This window comes from Rhizobium sp. YS-1r (assembly GCF_000757525.1).
GTDB classification, from domain to species: domain Bacteria; phylum Pseudomonadota; class Alphaproteobacteria; order Rhizobiales; family Rhizobiaceae; genus Neorhizobium; species Neorhizobium petrolearium.
In genome coordinates, this window is the sequence record NZ_JPYQ01000001.1 from 484,651 (window position 1) to 501,319 (window position 16,669).

At 62.2% G+C, this 16,669-nt stretch carries 16 protein-coding genes and 1 pseudogene; 5 read left to right on the forward strand and 12 right to left on the reverse strand.

Translation table 11 applies throughout. The features are described 5' to 3' along the window. Positions 1-99: 99 nt before the first annotated feature. From JL39_RS02220 to JL39_RS02245, 6 genes are all read right to left on the reverse strand, one after another. Positions 100-1,350, reverse strand: coding sequence for a trehalase family glycosidase (locus JL39_RS02220; protein WP_037145637.1), 1,251 nt, complete (start codon positions 1,348-1,350; stop codon positions 100-102). Between the two features lie 18 nt (positions 1,351-1,368). After that, positions 1,369-2,427: an ABC transporter ATP-binding protein gene (locus JL39_RS02225; RefSeq protein ID WP_037145639.1), complete on the reverse strand. Its 1,059-nt coding sequence runs from the start codon at positions 2,425-2,427 to the stop codon at positions 1,369-1,371. A 12-nt stretch (positions 2,428-2,439) separates the two neighbouring features. Continuing rightward, positions 2,440-3,285: a carbohydrate ABC transporter permease gene (locus JL39_RS02230; protein WP_052182594.1), complete on the reverse strand. Its 846-nt coding sequence runs from the start codon at positions 3,283-3,285 to the stop codon at positions 2,440-2,442. After that, positions 3,282-4,133 (reverse strand): sugar ABC transporter permease, encoded by an 852-nt coding sequence (locus JL39_RS02235; RefSeq protein ID WP_037145641.1) that lies wholly within the window; start codon positions 4,131-4,133, stop codon positions 3,282-3,284. Before JL39_RS02235 ends, JL39_RS02230 begins: the two co-directional genes overlap by 4 nt. Positions 4,134-4,223: 90 nt before the next feature. Continuing rightward, positions 4,224-5,501 carry an extracellular solute-binding protein gene (locus tag JL39_RS02240; RefSeq protein ID WP_037145643.1) on the reverse strand — a complete coding sequence of 426 codons (1,278 nt, stop codon included), beginning with the start codon at positions 5,499-5,501 and terminating at the stop codon, positions 4,224-4,226. 37 nt (positions 5,502-5,538) lie between these two features. Continuing rightward, positions 5,539-6,549, reverse strand: a complete 1,011-nt coding sequence (locus tag JL39_RS02245) for a substrate-binding domain-containing protein (RefSeq protein ID WP_037145645.1) — start codon at positions 6,547-6,549, stop codon at positions 5,539-5,541. Positions 6,550-6,763: 214 nt separating this feature from the next. Here JL39_RS02245 and pepT point away from each other — a divergent pair, with 214 nt between their 5' ends. Both pepT and JL39_RS02255 read left to right on the forward strand, forming a co-directional pair. Beyond that, positions 6,764-7,999, forward strand: coding sequence for a peptidase T (gene pepT, locus JL39_RS02250; protein ID WP_037145647.1), 1,236 nt, complete (start codon positions 6,764-6,766; stop codon positions 7,997-7,999). A gap of 209 nt (positions 8,000-8,208) precedes the next feature. After that, positions 8,209-9,834: an ABC-F family ATP-binding cassette domain-containing protein gene (locus tag JL39_RS02255; RefSeq protein WP_052182595.1), complete on the forward strand. Its 1,626-nt coding sequence runs from the start codon at positions 8,209-8,211 to the stop codon at positions 9,832-9,834. Here the strand turns inward: JL39_RS02255 and JL39_RS02260 are convergent. The 4 genes from JL39_RS02260 to JL39_RS02275 all read right to left on the reverse strand — a co-directional run bounded on the left by JL39_RS02260 (position 9,788) and on the right by JL39_RS02275 (position 12,156). Then, the gene (locus JL39_RS02260) at positions 9,788-10,348 is read right to left on the reverse strand and encodes an isochorismatase family protein (protein WP_037145648.1); all 561 of its coding nucleotides are present in this window, start codon (positions 10,346-10,348) and stop codon (positions 9,788-9,790) included. The genes JL39_RS02255 and JL39_RS02260 overlap by 47 nt on opposite strands. Before the next feature lie 91 nt (positions 10,349-10,439). Then, positions 10,440-11,219, reverse strand: a complete 780-nt coding sequence (locus JL39_RS02265) for an SDR family NAD(P)-dependent oxidoreductase (protein WP_037145649.1) — start codon at positions 11,217-11,219, stop codon at positions 10,440-10,442. Between the two features lie 73 nt (positions 11,220-11,292). Next, entirely contained in the window at positions 11,293-11,718 is a 426-nt protein-coding gene (locus tag JL39_RS02270) for a metal-dependent phosphohydrolase (RefSeq protein WP_348270550.1), read from the reverse strand. 48 nt (positions 11,719-11,766) lie between these two features. Then, positions 11,767-12,156, reverse strand: a complete 390-nt coding sequence (locus JL39_RS02275) for a GFA family protein (RefSeq protein WP_037145651.1) — start codon at positions 12,154-12,156, stop codon at positions 11,767-11,769. 172 nt (positions 12,157-12,328) lie between these two features. Between JL39_RS02275 and JL39_RS02280 the strand changes: the two genes are divergently transcribed. From JL39_RS02280 to JL39_RS02290, 3 genes and pseudogenes are all read left to right on the forward strand, one after another. Further along, positions 12,329-12,577: a type II toxin-antitoxin system VapB family antitoxin gene (locus tag JL39_RS02280; protein ID WP_037145653.1), complete on the forward strand. Its 249-nt coding sequence runs from the start codon at positions 12,329-12,331 to the stop codon at positions 12,575-12,577. Next, positions 12,574-12,985: pseudogene (locus tag JL39_RS02285) on the forward strand (type II toxin-antitoxin system VapC family toxin). Before JL39_RS02280 ends, JL39_RS02285 begins: the two are co-directional and overlap by 4 nt. Positions 12,986-13,124: 139 nt before the next feature. Further along, positions 13,125-13,628, forward strand: a complete 504-nt coding sequence (locus JL39_RS02290) for a hypothetical protein (RefSeq protein ID WP_037145655.1) — start codon at positions 13,125-13,127, stop codon at positions 13,626-13,628. Between the two features lie 12 nt (positions 13,629-13,640). On the opposite strand, the gene JL39_RS02295 is transcribed toward JL39_RS02290, so the two are convergent. Next, entirely contained in the window at positions 13,641-15,017 is a 1,377-nt protein-coding gene (locus tag JL39_RS02295) for an FAD-linked oxidase C-terminal domain-containing protein (protein ID WP_037145657.1), read from the reverse strand. Next, positions 15,014-16,669 (reverse strand): thiamine pyrophosphate-requiring protein, encoded by a 1,656-nt coding sequence (locus JL39_RS02300; protein ID WP_037145659.1) that lies wholly within the window; start codon positions 16,667-16,669, stop codon positions 15,014-15,016. The genes JL39_RS02295 and JL39_RS02300 overlap by 4 nt, the downstream gene beginning before the upstream one ends.

Here is a 16,669-nt window from a genome sequence, read left to right on the forward strand (position 1 = left end):
CGGGTTAAACCCGAGGACGAGCATGACGAAGGAAAGGCGGCGGGCCGTTATCGACAAACTGAGGCGCCTGGTCGGCGACCGTCTCATTTAAAGATATGATCAAGCCTTCATCAGCCACATATAGGCGGCGGCCGTCCAGGAGAAGCCGAGGCCGCCGCAGCCTTCGCCGGTGATCGGATCGAAATATTCGGCGAAACCTTCCGTCTCGATCGCCGCGGTCGTCGACTTGCGAAGCTCTTCTGCCGCTTCGGTATGGCCGTTGCGCTTCAGCCCGTCGATCAGCAGCCAGTTGATGATCGCCCAGGCCGGGCCGCGCCAATAGCGCTTCGGCTCCCAGCCTGCGATGCCCGGCTTGGTGGTCGGAAAAGCAACTCTTAGTCCCTTCGACCAAGCCTTCATCTCATGGACCAGCGCATCCGCAATTTGCCTGTCGAGGTTGAGTGCAAGGAGCGGGATGAAACCGGCCTGGGTTGCGGCCTCGACATCCTCGCCGGAGATCAGGTCGCGGGAGACGAAGCGGGAGAGGGCAGGACGCCATTGGGCAAGTATTGCCTGGCGGGTCCGCTCGTTCAAGGTGGCGATCTCGGCTGCGTCTTCCGTTCTGCCGAACAGGCGGGCAAGATATTCCAGGTCTTCACCGGCCTTGAGCAGGATTGCGGTGGTCTGGATCTCGGCGATCTTGAAGGGCGCCTTTTCCCATTGTCTCGCCGGGTCCCAGCCGCAGGCGGCATAGGTGTCGACTAGATGGATGAACCGCCTGTAGTCCTCGTCGCGCGGGCGCATCTCGGCATTCACATGGCCGGTATCCTTGCGCACGACGGGCGTGTCGGTCGTGGTCGGCACACGGGCGAGCGCGACATCCCAGGCCGGCGAGTTGTCGCTGCCGCTTTCCCAGGGGTGAAGGAGCGCTACGAGGCCGGTGCCTTCCGGATCGCGCGCCGAATACCACCAGCGATGCCATTTCAACGCCGCTTCATAGAGCGGCAGGGTGCGGTCCTTGTTGCCTGCGGCTTCGTGCAGCTTGCGCAGTGCGATCGCAAAGACCGGTGGCTGGGTGATGCCGGAGGTCGGGATCGTGTGCTTGGTGCGCCAGACGCTCGGTCCGGGAAAATAAGTATCGCTCGGCTGGTGGAAGACGATATGCGGGATCATGCCGTCCGCCCACTGGCCCTCGACGAGGCGCTCGAGCTCCCGGTAGGCGCGATCGGTGTCGTAGAGCGCGAAGCCCATGGCGACGAAGGCGGAATCCCAGTTCCACTGGAAGGGATAGAGCCGGTCGGTCGGCACCGTATAGCCACCGCGGTCGTTGGTGACGAGAATCCGTTTGGCCTCATCGATATGCGTATTCATGCCGGTACTCCAGGATTCTCAGGCCGCGACGGCCGGATAGGACTTGCCGCTTTCGGGCGAAAGCCATGTGATGCGATTGCGGTCGAGCTTGAGGCCGATCGTGTCGCCGCTCCTGACAGTCTCGGACGCGGGCAGGATGACACGCGCAGGCTGATCGTGAATCGAGCCGGTCAGAAGCAGATGCGAGCCCATCGGCTCGGCGACGCGAACCTTCATTTCGAGCCCCTGGGGGAGGGGGACCAGTTCGACGGCTTCGCCGCGCAGACCGAGGACGACCTCGCCGACTGCTTCCTTCGGTGCCACAAATTGTTCGGCACCCGCCGCCACCTGACCGTTCGAGACCGGCACCTTGATGAAATTCATCGGCGGATTGCCAATGAAGCCGCCGACGAAGCGCGTCGCCGGATGATTGTAGACGTCCACCGGCGTGCCGACCTGTTCGACCACGCCGTTGTGCATGACGGCAATGCGGTCGGACAGGCCCATGGCCTCCGTCTGGTCATGCGTGACATAGATCGTCGTCGTGCCAGCCGATTGCAGGACGGTCTTCAGTTCCGTGCGCATTTCAAGCCGCAACAGCGCGTCGAGATTGGAGAGCGGCTCGTCCATCAGCAGGACCTTTGGCTCGACGGCAAGCGCGCGAGCGACCGCAACGCGCTGGCGCTGGCCGCCGGAAAGCTTGTTCGGGTAGCGATCGAGATATTGCTCGATATGGAGCAGGCCGGCGGCCTTCTCGACCTGCGCTTTCACCCGCGCGTCGTCGGCCTTCTGCATGCGAAGCCCGAAGGCGACGTTCTCGTAGACGGTCATATGTGGGAAGACCGCGTAGTTCTGGAAGACCATGGCCAGTCCGCGATCCTTCGGCAGCAGGCCGATCACCGACCTGTCGCCGATGCGGACGTCTCCCGAGGTTGCGGTTTCGAGGCCGGCGATGATGCGCAGGAGCGTGGTCTTGCCGCAGCCGGAGGGGCCGAGCAGCGAGACGAATTCGCCGTCGTTGATCGTCAGCGAAACCTCCTTCAGCGCCTCGAAGGAGCCGAAGCTCTTGCGGATGCGGTCGATGACAATGTTGGCCATGACTAGGTCCTGTTATTTGGAGGAAATGCCCCAGATCGCGAAGAGGTAGCGCCTGACCGCGAAGATGAAGACAACCGAGGGAAGAATGAGCAACAGCCCGCCGGCGAAGCGATAGTGCATTGGGCTTTCGGAAAGCACCGTCAAGAGATAGGCCGTCAGCGTGCGGTTCCTCACGGTCAGCACGGAAGCGGCAAAAACCTCGTTCCACGAGATGACGAAGGCGAAGACGGCGGTTGCGACAATCCCGGGAAGCGCCAGTGGTGCGACGATCTTGAAAAATGCCTGGATTCGCGTGCAGCCGAACACCCAGGCCGCCTCTTCCAGTTCTTTTGGAACGCCGAGGAAAATGCCCTGCGTCACCAGCGCCGCAAACGGCAGCGCCAGCACCGTGTGGATGAGCCCGACGCCGATGATCGTGTCATAGAGGCCAAGCCGGATGAAGGAGACCGTGAGCGGCAGCGCCAGGATCGCCAGCGGGAAGGCGCGCGTCAGCAGGACCAGCAGCCGGTAGCTGTCCTTGCCGTGGAAATTGTAGCGGGCAAGCGCATAACCGGCCGGTGCGCCGAGGATGATCGAAAGCGCCACCGTGATGCCCGCAGCACCCAACGAATTCAGGAAGGACTGCACGACGCCTTCCGTCCTGAGGAACAGGAGGAACGGCTCGATCGAGATGCCGGTCGGCAGGCCGGTTTTCGGCCATTGATAGACGCCCTGGCGGCCGCCGAGCGCCCCGAGCGCGACGAGATAGATCGGCACGAGCACCCAGGCGCAAAGTGCGATGATGCCGCTCCAGACGAGCCAGCGGCGAGACGAGACGAAACCTGCGGGACTTGTAGTGCTCATGGTTTTGGAACTCATGGCAGGCGCTCCGGATCGACCTTTATGGCTTTCAGATAAACGACGGTCGCGGCAAGCGAGATCACCATGATCAGCACGGCATAGGCGCCGGCCACGCCGTAATTCTGGTTCTGGTTCTGCCAAGTATACGCCTCGCCGACCAGGACCGGAAAATTGCGGCCGCCGAGTGCGTAGACAACCGCGAAGACCTCGAAGGCGAGTACGGTGCGCAGAATGAGTGCCGATTGCAGCGCCGGGCGGATGAGCGGCAACGTGATGCGAAAGAAACGCGTCCAGGGCCCGGCACCAAAGATCTCGGCGGCTTCCTTGAATTCTTTCGGAACCTGATTGAGACCTGCGACGATGATGACCATGACGATCGCCGTGCCGCGCCAGATTTCCGCGACAGCGATGCCGATGAAAAGCGCGATGGGTGTCTGGTAGGTGAGCCAGCTTGTCTGGCGCTCGATCAGGCCGAGGCTGAAGAGCAGCGAATTGAGATAGCCGGTATTCTGGAGGATCGACAGCCACACCATGCCGGCAGCAAGATCGGAGATGCCGAGCGGGATCGTCCAGATCCAGAGGATAGTCTCGCGGCCGGCGCCGACCTTCGCCACCAGCGTGCCCATGACAAGCGCGATCACCACCTGAACCGGCACAACGGCGATGGTCAGGAGGAACGTGTTGCGGACCGAGGGGAGAAAATTGAGGTCACCCGCCATCGTGCGCATATTGGCAAGCGATGGCAGGCCGTTGTCCGAGAACGCCAGCCAGATCGTCTGTACGAGCGGCACGACGAAGAGCAGGGCCAGGAAGGCGACGGACGGCAGGATCAGAAGATAGGGGATCCAGGTTCGGTTATTGGTCATCGGCTCCCGCCTTGCAGGCGTCGTGTGTAATTTAGGATCGCGTGCGGCCCGGGCATCAACGCCCGGACCGCTCAGGTTGCCTTGGGAGGCTTATTCGACCGGGCAGGGGCCGTCGCTCTTGGCGTCGGGAGCCCAGCAGGGAGCCTTGGTGTCGGCCATCAGCTTGGCCATGGTCTCGCCTTGCGATTTCAGGACGTCGGCGACCGGCTCGTTGCGCAGAACGATCCGCTGGAAGCTGTCCATATAGACCTTGTTGAACTCCCCGCCCTTGTCGCCGAGGCCGACCGGCAGAAGCGAGATCACCGCGTCCTTGGCCGACTGTGTGGCGGTCACGGCGCCGGCGAGCAGGGCAACCCCCTTGTCGAGGTCTTCCGGCAGCTGGACGTTGAGCGTCGGGAAGAAACCGACGAGCTGGGCGGTCAGCAACTGCGTGTCCTGGGCGGCCAGGTGTTCGATGACCTTTGTGGCGCCTGCCGCGTCCGGCGCGCCCTTCGGAATGGCGAGACCGGCGACGACCGGCATGTAGCCGCGGCCCTTCGGGCCGGCCGGTGCGGGGAAGACGACATAGTCGTCGGGGCTCGCGGAGATCGCATTCTTCAGTCGCGCGACGTGATCCCAGGCGACCATGACTTCACCGGCAGCAAGCGGTTCCTGCATGAAGTCGTAATTGGTCGAGGTGGGCGTGACGACCGTCCAGAGTTCCTTGAATTTCTCCCAGCCCGCGGCGGCATCGGCGTTCCTGAAGGTGCGCACCACGCCGCCGGTGAAGGAGGGATAGAAATATCCTTCGAAGAAGCGTGCCATCAGCCCCTTCGGGCCGGCCGGGAAGCCGATCTGCGGCTGGCCGGTCGCTTCCTCCATCTTCTTGCCCCAGGCGATCAACTGATCGTAGGTGAGCGCGTTGATATCGGCGCCTTCCGGCAGATATTGCAATGCGTCCTTATGGGCGGCCATGACATAGGTTGCCTGCATCCACGGAATGTACTGCTGCGTCGACTTGCCGAGTTTGCCGAGGTCGAGCAGCGATTGCGGCATGCCGTTGGCGGCGAGCGTCTTGGCAAGGTCATCGAGCGGCTCAAGCGAATTCTTGTCTGCAAGCGGCGAGAGCTCGCCATGCAGGGCGCCGACGAGACTGATCGTATGCTTGCCGGCCTGGCGCTCGGCCTCCATGCGTACCGCGAACTGCGGTGGCTCCTCGACGACGTAATCGACTTTCGCGTCCACGCCGTTCAGGATTTCCTGTCGCACGGCGGTGGCTTCCTCGATCGGGCGAAGCTGGGTGGACAGGAAGACCATCTGGGCAAGCGCCGGAGTGGCGAGTGCCAGGGCGGTCGAAGCGAAAACGGCAAGCGATAAAAGGCGTTTCATATTCTCCTCCTTCATTGTTCTTGTCTGGGTACTGCTGTCATGCCGCCACGGGCGGGCGGCGATGGCTGTCGCGATCGACGAATTCGATCGCGTGAAGCTCCTGGAGCTCTTCGGCCGGTTCTCCGGCGATGGCGCGCAAGAGCAGCGAGGCGAAATTCGTGCCGAGGTTCTCGCCGGTCATCCGCATGGTCGAAAGCGAAGGGCTCGTATAGGCGCCCATCGGCAGATCGTCATGGCCAACGATGCTGATCTGGCTTCCGCCGTCGATTTCCCTCAGAGCCCGAAGCGCGCCCATCGCCATCTCGTCCGTCGCGCAGACGAGCGCGGTCGGGCGTGATGGCCGGCGCAGCAGTTCGAGCGCCGCGAGATAACCGCCCTGTTCCGTCGGTGCCCCCTCGGCGCAGAGGTCGGCTTCAAGGCCGGCTTCGTCCATGGCGGATTGCCAGCCCATGCGGCGCACATGGGCGAAATAATATTCCTGCGGCCCGGCGATATGGCCGATGCGGCGATGGCCGGCGGCCCGGAAGCGCTGGGTCGCGGCGTGGAAACCGGCAAGGCCGTCGCCGTCGATATAGGGGTGGGGGACCGGGCTTTCGGTGCGACCGTTGGTGACGAAGGGAATGCCGCGCGACTGCAGAAATTCGACGCGCTCGTCATGTCGCTTGGTGCGGACCAGAAGCATGGCATCGACGCGGCGGCCATCGACAAAACGGCGGCAGATTTCGAGCTCGCTCTCGCCGCGCGGCACGGGTGCTATAACGAGATTAAGCCCGGCACTGGCCAGATGTTCGGCGCAACCGGAGAGCATGTCTAGGAAGTGCGGCGGCCCGATATGGCCGGGATCGCTCGGAAGCGTGACGGCAACCAGTTCGGCGCGCTGCCTGCGAAGGCGCCGGGCCGACGCGTTCGGCCGATAGCCCGCCTTGTCGGCAGCCTCGCGGACCCGCTCGCGGGTTGCCGCCGAGACATCCGAATAGCCGTCGAGCGCACGCGATACCGTCGTTATCGACAGTCCAAGCGATTGCGCAAGCTGCTTCAAATTGGCCAAGATCTTCCTCCCGAATTGAGGAAAGGATCATCCAAAACGTTTTGGGAGTCAAGCCAAAACGTTTTGGGTCGCTATAGGCCGCCTTGGTCAGTAAGATTTGCGGGGGAAAGCGGGCGGGTCGGCGGTGAGGATTATTCCGGTGACCCCATTCACGCCGGCGTCCTGCCTCGCTACAAATCGACTGTTCCTGTTTTCAATCGTTGGATCTCCAGTCATGGCCGATAGCGTTACCGATCGTTTTCTCCGTTATGTCGTCATCGATACCCAGTCGGACGCCCGGTCGCCGAGCCAGCCCTCTACGGAGAAACAGAAGAACCTCGGACGGCTGCTGGCCGAGGAACTGCTGGCGATCGGCGTGACCGACGCGCATCTCGATGAGCATGGCTATGTCTACGGGACGATCCCGGCCACGACCTCGAAGAACAACGTCCCCGTCATCTGTTTCACCGCCCATATGGATACGGCGCCGGACTTTTCCGGCACGGGTGTCAAGCCGCAGGTGGTGAAGAACTACCAGGGCGGCGACATACAGCTTGTCGGCGACAGGACCCAGGTGATCAGGGTTTCCGAGCATCCGGTGCTGAAGGACCTCGTCGGCCACGATATCGTTACCTCCGACGGCACGACGCTGCTCGGCGCCGACGACAAGGCCGGCATCGCCGAGATCATGTCGGCCGCCGAATTTTTCATCAACAATCCGGACATCAAGCACGGCGCGATCCGCATCCTCTTCACCACCGACGAGGAGATCGGCCGCGGCGTCGACAAGGTCGACCTGAAAAAGCTCGGCGCCGATTTTGGCTACACGATGGACGGCGAAACGGCCGGCACGATCGAGGACGAGACCTTTTCTGCCGATGCCGTGGAGATCGCCATCAAGGGCGTCGCCATGCATCCGGGCTTCGCTTACGGCAAGATGGAGAATGCCATCAGGATCGCCGGTGCGATCATCGACCGCCTGCCGAAGGATCAGGCGCCGGAGACGACCAGGGGCCGCGACGGTTTCATCCATCCGACCGGCATTTCCGGCGTGATGGAAAAGGCGAACCTTTCCTTCATCGTCCGCGATTTCAACGAGGAAGGCCTCAAAACCAAGGAGGCGCTGCTTGAAAAGATCACGAATGACGTGATGGCCGGCTATCCGGGCTCCACCTACACTTTCACCGTGAAGGAACAGTACCGCAACATGAAGGTGGTGCTCGACAGACATCCGGAGATCGTCGAATACGCGGTCGAAGCGATCCGCCGGGCCGGCATGGAGCCCGTGCGCGGCTCGATCCGCGGTGGCACGGACGGCTCGCGGCTTTCCTTCATGGGCCTGCCTTGCCCCAATATCTTTGCCGGCGGCCACGCTTTCCACTCGCCGCTCGAATTCGTCAGCAGCCAGGACATGGAAAAGGCGGTGAAGACGATCGTCGAACTCGCCAGGCTATGGGAGGAGCGGGCGTAAAAGCGCCAGGCTGTGACAGGAGCAAGGCCTGTCGGCATGCACCCATCCTCCCCTTGAGGAGGATGGTGGGCGTTTCGCTACATCAGACGTCTTGAAACGCGCATATTTTCCGCCTAAATTCCCGCCATCCGCAACACCGACAGGATGGTCGTCCATGGATTCCAACCCGATCGCAACGCCGCTTCGCCTTGCCATTCGGGAATCCGTCCATGCCTGCTTCCATCACTCTTTCCGATCTTTCCTGGTCCACGCCTGACGGCAGACCGCTTTTCTCACATCTGAACCTCAGCTTCGGGCCTGAACGCGTAGGCCTTGTCGGCCGCAACGGCGTCGGCAAGACGACGCTTCTGAAGTTGATCAGCGCGGAATTCTCACCCTTATCCGGCACGGTTTCCGTGTCCGGCACGCTGGACGTACTGCGCCAGAGCGTGCAGGTTGGGCCGGATGAAACGATCGCAGATCTCTTCGGCGCACGTGATGCGCTTGACCTGCTTGCCCGCGCCGAAAGAGGGGAGGCGACGGCCGACGAACTCTCCTCCGCCGACTGGATGCTCGAAGCTCGCATGGCGGAAGCTCTGGCGCGCGCCAACCTCGATGCCGATGCGGAAACGCCGCTCACAACGCTATCGGGCGGTCAGCGCACGCGTGCCGGGCTGGCGGCGCTAATCTTCGCTGAGCCGGATTTCCTGATCCTCGATGAACCGACCAACAATCTCGACCGCGACGGACGGCGGGCGGTGATCGACCTTCTCGCCGGTTGGCGCGGTGGCGCGATCATTGTCAGTCATGACCGGGAATTGCTCGATACCGTCGATGCGATCGTCGAGATGACGACACTTGGGGTGACGCGTTATGGCGGCAACTGGAGCCATTATCGGGAGCGCAAGGCGTTGGAATTGGCTGCTGTGGAGCACGATCTCGCCGATGCCGAGAAGCGGGTGGCGGAGGTCAACCGGACGGCACAGGAGACAGTCGAGCGCAAGGCTCGCCGCGACAGCGTTGGAAAGAAGAAGGCAGCGCGAGGCGACATGCCGCGCATCTTAGCCGGCGGGCTGAAACGGCAGGCGGAGAACACCAGTGGCGAGAATGCTCGGCTTGCCGAACGGCGCAGAACACACGCGATGGAAGAAGCCGCCGCCGCGCGTGAAAAGATCGAGATCCTGCAGCCGCTTTCCGTGAGGCTGCCGCCGACAGGCCTGCCGGCGAGCAGGGTCGTGCTGAGAATCGACAACGTCACGGTCGGTTATGCGCCGGGAAACCCGGTATTGCGCGATCTTTCTTTCGAAATCACCGGACCGGAGCGGATCGCGGTCACCGGGCCGAATGGGTCGGGCAAGACGACGCTGCTCTCGCTCGTGACTGGCGCGTTGCAGCCCTTCGAAGGATCGGTGCGGGTGATGGTGAAGACCGCCATACTGGACCAGCGCGTGAGCCTGCTCGACTCGGCTCAGTCGATTCGCGACAATTTCAAACGCCTTAATCCACGGGCAGACGAGAATGCCTGCCGCGCAGCGCTGGCGCGCTTCATGTTCCGCGCCGATGCTGCCTTGCAGATCGTCGGTACGCTGTCGGGCGGGCAGATGTTGCGCGCGGGCCTTGCCTGCGTGCTCGGCGGGCCGGAGCCACCATCGCTTCTGATCCTCGACGAACCGACCAACCATCTCGACATCGATTCGATTGCTGCGGTTGAAGCCGGATTGCGCGCCTATGACGGCGCGCTTCTGGTCGTCAGCCACGACGAGGTGTTTCTCAGCGAAATCGGCATCACCCGCCGGCTGGAACTTGGGCTCAGGAGCCCTGAGAGCCCGTCAGCGCCTCGGTCGTCACCAGGTTGACGCCGGCCTCGGCGAACTGCGCATTGTAGCGGTTGATGATTGCCGGTGCGGCCTCGTCCGGCTGGTCCAGCGTGCTGTGGGCATCCGACACGACGGTGACTTTCAGCCCGTTGGACATCGCGCCCTTGACCGTCGCTGCAACACAGAAATCCGTTTGCGCACCGAGAAGCACGACCTCCGGTGCACCTTGCGCTTCGATCCACTTGCCGAGTTCCGGGTTGCTGAAAGCATCGCCGACCTTCTTGGAGAAGGTCGGTTCGTCCTCGGCCTGGCCGAGCGCCGGAGAGACCGGCCAACCCGGCTCTCCTGGCGCAAGCGGATCGCCTTCCGGCCCGTCGTGGCGGATGAAGGCTATCTTGCGGCCTTCCCGCCGCGCCCAGTCGATCACTTTTCGCGCATGCTTGGTCAGGCGATCGGCATCGTGTACCGGTGGCTCTACGAGGCCGTCGAACATGCCGGCCTGCAGATCGATAACGAGGACGGGGGCACCGTTAGCGGGCTTTTCGTGAACCATGACGGACTCCTGCACATAGACGATTGACGATGCCCATTAATGCGCGCGGACGCCAGCCTGTTCAATACGTCCCGGCTGCTCGGCGGACGTTCTATCTGAGCAAGCTCTGGCCACCGTCGACAAAGATCGGCGTGCCTGTCACGTGTCGGGACCGGTCCGAGGCCAAAAAGAGAATGACATCAGCAACATCCTCGCTCTGACCCGCCTTTCCGCCGGTAATCGGGATATCGCCTTTGGGGAACTTCACCGGCACGGCCGTGTCCTTCTCCTTTCGCACCGTCGTGTTGTCGTTGATGTTCGTCTCGATTGCGCCGGGACAAACGGCATTGACGCGGATTCCGTGCTTGCCGAGTTCCAATGCGAGCTGCTGGACGATTGCGACTTGCGCCGCCTTGGTCGCCACATAGGCCGTCGCGCCCGGGGTATTGAAAGTGCGGTTGCCATTGATCGAGGAGACAACCACGATCGAGCCGCCCCGTTTCTGCAGGTGCGGAACTGCGGCGTGGAAGGTGAGATAGGTGCCGCGTAGGTTGACAGCGATGGTTTTATCCCATTCTTCCGGCTTGAGGTCGTCGATCGGCGCCCAGACGCCGTTGATGCCGGCGTTTGCCACCACGATGTCCAGACGGCCGAACGTTTCCGCAAGCCGGTCAAGCGCTTCACGCATCCGTTTCTCGTCCGAGACGTCCGCCTCCAGTGGCAATGCCTCACCGCCGGCTTTCCTGATCTTGTCGGCCGTTTTCTCGATCTCGTCTTTCGTGCGGCCGAGCACGCCGACCTTTGCGCCCTCGCCCGCAAGCTTCAGGGCAGCCGCCCTGCCGATGCCCGAACCAGCGCCCGTTACCAGAGCTACCCGAGATTTGAGTTCCATAGGTCCATCCTGCATTCGAACGGCATTCCGCACTGCGAAGACGAACGATGGGAAACGCTCAAGGTTCCGGGGCTCAGGCAGGATATTCCGCGTTCAGGATACGCAGGCCCTCGGTAAATTTCGAACCATCGCCATCCATCTGGCGCATCTGGGCAAGATTGTCCGTAAGATCGGCGCGCTTCACCGACCGTGCGAGCGGATTCCTGATGGAACGGCGAACGAAGTCGAAATAGTCCTCGCCATCACGCTTGCTCATCGCATCGACGGCCTCGATGACCAATTCCGGAAAACCCTCTTCACGCAGTCGGGCGAAGGTCCAGCCAGGGCCTTTTTCAACCACATCGTGCAGCCAGGCGACCAGTTTCTCATCTTCGCCCGCCACGCTTTCGGCCACGCGCCGCACATGCTCGATGAACGGTCCGCCGGTCTTCGACGATTGACCTCGATGTGCCTCCGTAGCGATCGCGATCGCCTTTTCGAGCAAATCCATCTTCGCCATGACAAGATTCTCCTTGGCGTTTCGGCGGCACTTTATACCCGCCGCATGTCAGGGCAATGCGTCAATTCGGTCTTCCTCGAACTGCTTGACGGGGAGCGGCGGAAGCCAGTTCTCGCGCCGCTTGACCCAGAGCTCGTAGGTGGGTTCGAGATCGGTCGGCGCCATGTCCAGCGAGCCGACACGAATCTCCATTTCCTCTCCATCACTGCTTTCGTTGAAGACGCGCGAGCCGCATTCGGGGCAGAACCCGCGCCCCTGGAAATATCTGACTTCGCCTGTGCTCTCGAACGCATGCGGCGGCCAGATTCCGAATGTAGCGAAGCTAGAGCCGCTCTCCTTGCGACAATCCATACAGTGGCAGAGCCCGATCCTGAGCGGCGCACCCTTCACGCTGTATTTGACTCTGCCGCACAGGCAACCCCCGGACCGGATGATCATGAGCTTTCCTCCATATTTTCCGAAAAAGGACAGGTAGGGCGAGAGGAGGCGGCTGCCAAGTCACCGCAGGTAACCGAGATAATGGATGGTGCAATAGGTGCCATCCAGCCACCAGCTGCCATCTTGATGGCTAGATCTGCCTAGCCTAAATTGTCAAAAGAAGGAGTTTGACATGGCCGAACCCCAGCTTTCCGTCCGCAGCGCCAAAGCGCGTGAGCTTGCTCACCGGCTTGCCCGTCGGGAGAGACGCTCTATCGCGGATATCGTCGAAAGAGCATTGGAGGCCTACGAAATGCGAGAGGCTGGCCGTGAACCCGTATCCGCGTTCTATTCCAGAGTTACTTCCATTTACGGCACGGACATTGATCTTGAAGAGGCAATTCGGGAAAATCGACAGCCTCACAAGGGCCTGGATCTGTGATCTTCCTCGGTACCAATGTCATTTCCGAAACCCTGAAGAAAGAGCCGGATCGCAACGTGATAGCATGGCTGGTGCATCATGATGCGGAGATCGCGCTGCCCACCGTCACGATCGCCGAGATCGCCTTTGGAATTCGGAAGATACGTCCGACGAGCGGGCCGAGCGGTTGGAGCACGGGCTTTCGGATTGGCGTCAGCGCTTTGCGGACCGTATTTTCGGGTTCACCGAGCAGGCAGCGCTGAGCTATGGCGAGATCATGGCTCGGCGGTTCGAAAAGGACGTCCGATGTCCGTTCCTGACGGGATGATAGCAGCAATTGCTCTGACGAACGGTGGACAATTGGCGACCCGCAACCTTCGGGATTTTGAGACGACAGGTCTCCGACTGATCTCTCCGTGGGATTTTTGAGCGAGCCTCAATTCATCTGACGTTCTCAATCTTGCCATCAGTCTGAGTACCAGCCGATGGCTTCATCACCTTCGCGTGCGCGACGGAACCTGATGCAGCAATTGGCGTTGGAAGCGAGACGTCAAGACAGATTATCGCCATGCGTACTTTTCTCGCTTCCGCCTTAATCGCCGCCACAATTTTCTGGCCGTCACTCGCGCCGGCAGCCGAAGGTGATTTTCTGAGGATGCTCGCGGGAAGCTGGAGCGGCCGAGGCACGGTGCTGACGCGCATCGGAGCCCGTCCGATCAACATTACGTGCAATCTGGCGATTGAGGCCGTGACCACCGCTCTGTCCATGCAGGGAAACTGCCGCGGCCTGTTGGTCGTCCGGCGTAACATCTCGGCCAATCTCCAGGCATCCGATCGTGGCTATCGCGGCACCTATGTCGGGCCTTCAGGCCAACCTTCGACGCTTGCAGGCAACCGGCGGGGCAATGCGATCAATCTTGGTGTCCGCTGGGCACGGGTGACGAACGGCGACCGCGCCGCCAACATGACCATCGAGAGGATAGGCAATGACCGTCTTCGTCTTCAGACGGTCGACAACGATCCGGCGAGCGGCAAGTCTGTGGTGACGAGCCGCATCGATCTCAGCCGGTGAGGTAGGAGAGGATTATCCAACCTGGCCGAGCTTGCCGGGGTTCATGATGCCCTTCGGGTCGATTGCCGCCTTGATGGCGTTCATCATGTCGACCGCATCGCCGTGCTCGCGGCGGAGATATTTCAGCTTGGAGATACCGATGCCGTGCTCGCCGCTGAACGTGCCCCCCATGTCGATGGCGCGTTGGTACAGCCGTTCCGCGAGCCTTTCGGCTTCGGCGAGCTCCTCCGGGATTTCCGGCTTGATGAGGTAACCGACATGGAAATTGCCGTCGCCCACATGGCCGATGATCTTGCCCATCACGAAGGAATTGTCGATGTCTTCGCGCGCGGCGAGCACGGCGTCCGCCAGCCTGGAGATCGGTACGCAGACGTCGGTCGTGTAGGCCTTGCAGCCGGGTCTCAGCGTCTGGTTGGAATAGATCGTCTCGTGGCGCGCCTTCCACAGCCGCTCGCGGTCCTCGGTGCGAGTCGACCACTGGAAATCGGACCCGCCGAGATCGCCAGCGATCTCGGCCACGGTATTGGACTGCTCCTCCACCCAGCGCGGGCTGCCGTGGAATTCGAGGAAGAGGGTCGGCGCCACCTTGAGCGTCAGCCCGGCATGGCGGTTCGCCGCCTCGACGGCGACTTCGTCAAGGAATTCGATGCGGGCGACCGGAATGCCGCTCTGGATCGTTGCGACGACGGTTTCCACAGCGCCGCGCATCGTCTCGAAAGTGCAGACGGCGGACGCGATGGTCTCCGGGATGGGGTGTAGTTTCACCGTCACCTCGGTGATGACGCCGAGCGTGCCCTCCGCGCCGACGAAGAGTTTCGTCAGGTCATAGCCCGTCGAGGACTTTTTCGTCCGCCGGCCGGTGGTGATGATCTTGCCCTGCGGGGTGACGACGCGGAGCGCCAGCACGTTCTCCCGCATTGTGCCGTAACGCACTGCGGTGGTGCCGGAAGCACGCGTTGAGGCCATGCCGCCGAGCGAGGCGTCGGCGCCGGGATCGATCGGGAAGAACAGGCCGGTATCGCGGAGATGAGCGTTCAACTGCTTGCGGGTGACACCCGCCTGCACCTGCGCGTCGAAATCCTCATGGTTGACCGCTACGATCTGGTTCATGCGGGTGAGGTCCAGCGAAATCCCGCCCTTGAGCGGGATCGTATGGCCTTCCATCGAGGAACCGGCCGCAAACGGCGTGACTGGAATGCCCGCTTCGAAACAGGCCGAGACGACGCGCGCCACCTCGTCCTCGTTCTCGGCATAGACCACGGCATCCGGCAGCCGTGTCGGCTGGCGGGACATGTCATGGCCGTGGTGCTCGCGCACCGCGTCGGCGGTAGAAAGCCGCTCGCCGAAATGCAGCTTCAGCGCGTCGAGGGTGGATTGCAGGTCGCTCATTCCTTCTCACCCGTCAGCATGCGGTGGTAACGCGAGCGGGCGATCTCCTGCGTGGTAATGAATTCGAGCAGCACCGGCACGCCCTTCTGCGTCTGTTCGATGCCGCGCCTGATCGCCGGAATGATCTCGGCCGGATCGGTAACGCGCTCGCCGTAGCCGCCGAGGGCTCGCGCGAAGGCGGCGTAGTCGCCGGAAATGTCGGTCGAGCGGTATTTTTCCGTCGAGACCTTCATGATCGGCAGTTCCATGGCCATGGAGAAGTTGTTGAGCAGGATGGACATGATCGGGATGCGTTCGCGCACTGCAGTTTCGAAATCCATGCCCGTGAAGCCGATCGCCGCGTCGCCCCAGACGTTGATGCAGAGCTTGTCGGGATGCATGAGCTTGGCGCCCATGGCCAGCCCCAGCCCGTAACCGAGCTGGGTGGACTTGCCCCAGCCGATATAGGTGAGCGGCTTCACCGACTTCCAGAAGGGTGAAAGCTGGTCGCGCGGGCTGCCGGCGTCATGCGTGATGATCGTGTTCTCGATATCGACCGTGTGCTGCAGGTCCCAGAGGACGCGGTAGGGGGAGAGGGGCTTGCTCTGCGAAGTGAGCTTCGGCATCCACTCCGAAAGCCACTCTTCCTGCACCTTGGCGATTTCGGCGGCGACATCCTTGCTGTCGCGCTGAGCCGTGTCGCGGGCCTTGAGTTCGGCCAGCACCGCATCCAGCGTCAGCGCCGCGTCGCCGATCAGCCCCACCTTGGCTTCGATGTCCTTGTTGATGTGATCCGGGTCTAGGGTCGCGTGGATGACCGTCTTGTCGAGCGGCATCTGCACGCCGAAGGCGGTTTCAGTGAACGAGCAGCCGATGCCGAAGATGAGGTCGGACGTGTCGAGGAAATGCCGGAGCGTCTTGGAGATCGCAGCACCGCCCGCACCGACCGAAAGGGGATGGGTTTCTGGGAACGCGCTCTTGCCTTCGAGGCTGGTCGAGACCGGGATCGCCAGCAGTTCGGCAAGCTCCTTCAGCTGCGGCCAAGCCTCGGCATAATGGACGCCCTGGCCGGCATAAAGAACCGGTCGCCTGGCGGTGAGCAGCAGGTCGACGGCTTCCTTCACCGCCGCCGGATCAGGCCCGTAGCGGGTGGCGAGGACCGGCCGATAATTCAGCGGTTCCGGCACTTCGTGCTGCCACATATCGTTGGGGATCTCGATCAAAACGGGTCCGCCGCGGCCGTTGCGAAGTTTTGAGAAAGCGCGACGAAAAATGTTGGGAATTTCTTCCGCGAGTGTGATCGGCTCGGCCGACTTGGTGATATCGCGCATCGAGCGGGTTGCGTTGTAATTCGGATCGATATGCGCGACGCGACGCTCGTAACCCATCGGCAGAACGAGGATCGGCACGGATTCCGAATAGGCCTGGGCGATGCCGCCATAGGCGTTTTCCGTGCCCGGGCCGAGTTGCATGGCGAAGACGCCGATCGTCTTGCCGGAACTCAGGCGCGACATGGCGTCGGCCATGTGCAGGCCGTGACGCTCCTGGCGCACGATGATCGGGCGGATATCCGCCATCGCGACGTGTTCGAGAACGTGGTTCACCGGATAACCGCAGACGATCTCGATCCCCTCGCGCTTCAAGATTTCGGCAATGGCGTCTGCGACTTTCAT

Excerpts from the sequence above, each read along its gene's own strand:
- JL39_RS02220 (WP_037145637.1), bottom strand. The coding sequence starts at position 1,350 with ATGAATACGCATATCGATGAGGCCAAACGGATTCTCGTCACCAACGAC.
- JL39_RS02225 (WP_037145639.1), bottom strand. The coding sequence starts at position 2,427 with ATGGCCAACATTGTCATCGACCGCATCCGCAAGAGCTTCGGCTCCTTC.
- JL39_RS02230 (WP_052182594.1), bottom strand. The coding sequence starts at position 3,285 with ATGAGTTCCAAAACCATGAGCACTACAAGTCCCGCAGGTTTCGTCTCG.
- JL39_RS02235 (WP_037145641.1), bottom strand. The coding sequence starts at position 4,133 with ATGACCAATAACCGAACCTGGATCCCCTATCTTCTGATCCTGCCGTCC.
- JL39_RS02240 (WP_037145643.1), bottom strand. The coding sequence starts at position 5,501 with ATGAAACGCCTTTTATCGCTTGCCGTTTTCGCTTCGACCGCCCTGGCA.
- pepT (WP_037145647.1), top strand. The coding sequence starts at position 6,764 with ATGGCCGATAGCGTTACCGATCGTTTTCTCCGTTATGTCGTCATCGAT.
- JL39_RS02255 (WP_052182595.1), top strand. The coding sequence starts at position 8,209 with ATGCCTGCTTCCATCACTCTTTCCGATCTTTCCTGGTCCACGCCTGAC.
- JL39_RS02260 (WP_037145648.1), bottom strand. The coding sequence starts at position 10,348 with ATGGTTCACGAAAAGCCCGCTAACGGTGCCCCCGTCCTCGTTATCGAT.
- JL39_RS02265 (WP_037145649.1), bottom strand. The coding sequence starts at position 11,219 with ATGGAACTCAAATCTCGGGTAGCTCTGGTAACGGGCGCTGGTTCGGGC.
- JL39_RS02270 (WP_348270550.1), bottom strand. The coding sequence starts at position 11,718 with ATGGCGAAGATGGATTTGCTCGAAAAGGCGATCGCGATCGCTACGGAG.
- JL39_RS02275 (WP_037145651.1), bottom strand. The coding sequence starts at position 12,156 with ATGATCATCCGGTCCGGGGGTTGCCTGTGCGGCAGAGTCAAATACAGC.
- JL39_RS02280 (WP_037145653.1), top strand. The coding sequence starts at position 12,329 with ATGGCCGAACCCCAGCTTTCCGTCCGCAGCGCCAAAGCGCGTGAGCTT.
- JL39_RS02290 (WP_037145655.1), top strand. The coding sequence starts at position 13,125 with ATGCGTACTTTTCTCGCTTCCGCCTTAATCGCCGCCACAATTTTCTGG.
- JL39_RS02295 (WP_037145657.1), bottom strand. The coding sequence starts at position 15,017 with ATGAGCGACCTGCAATCCACCCTCGACGCGCTGAAGCTGCATTTCGGC.
- JL39_RS02300 (WP_037145659.1), bottom strand. The coding sequence starts at position 16,669 with ATGAAAGTCGCAGACGCCATTGCCGAAATCTTGAAGCGCGAGGGGATC.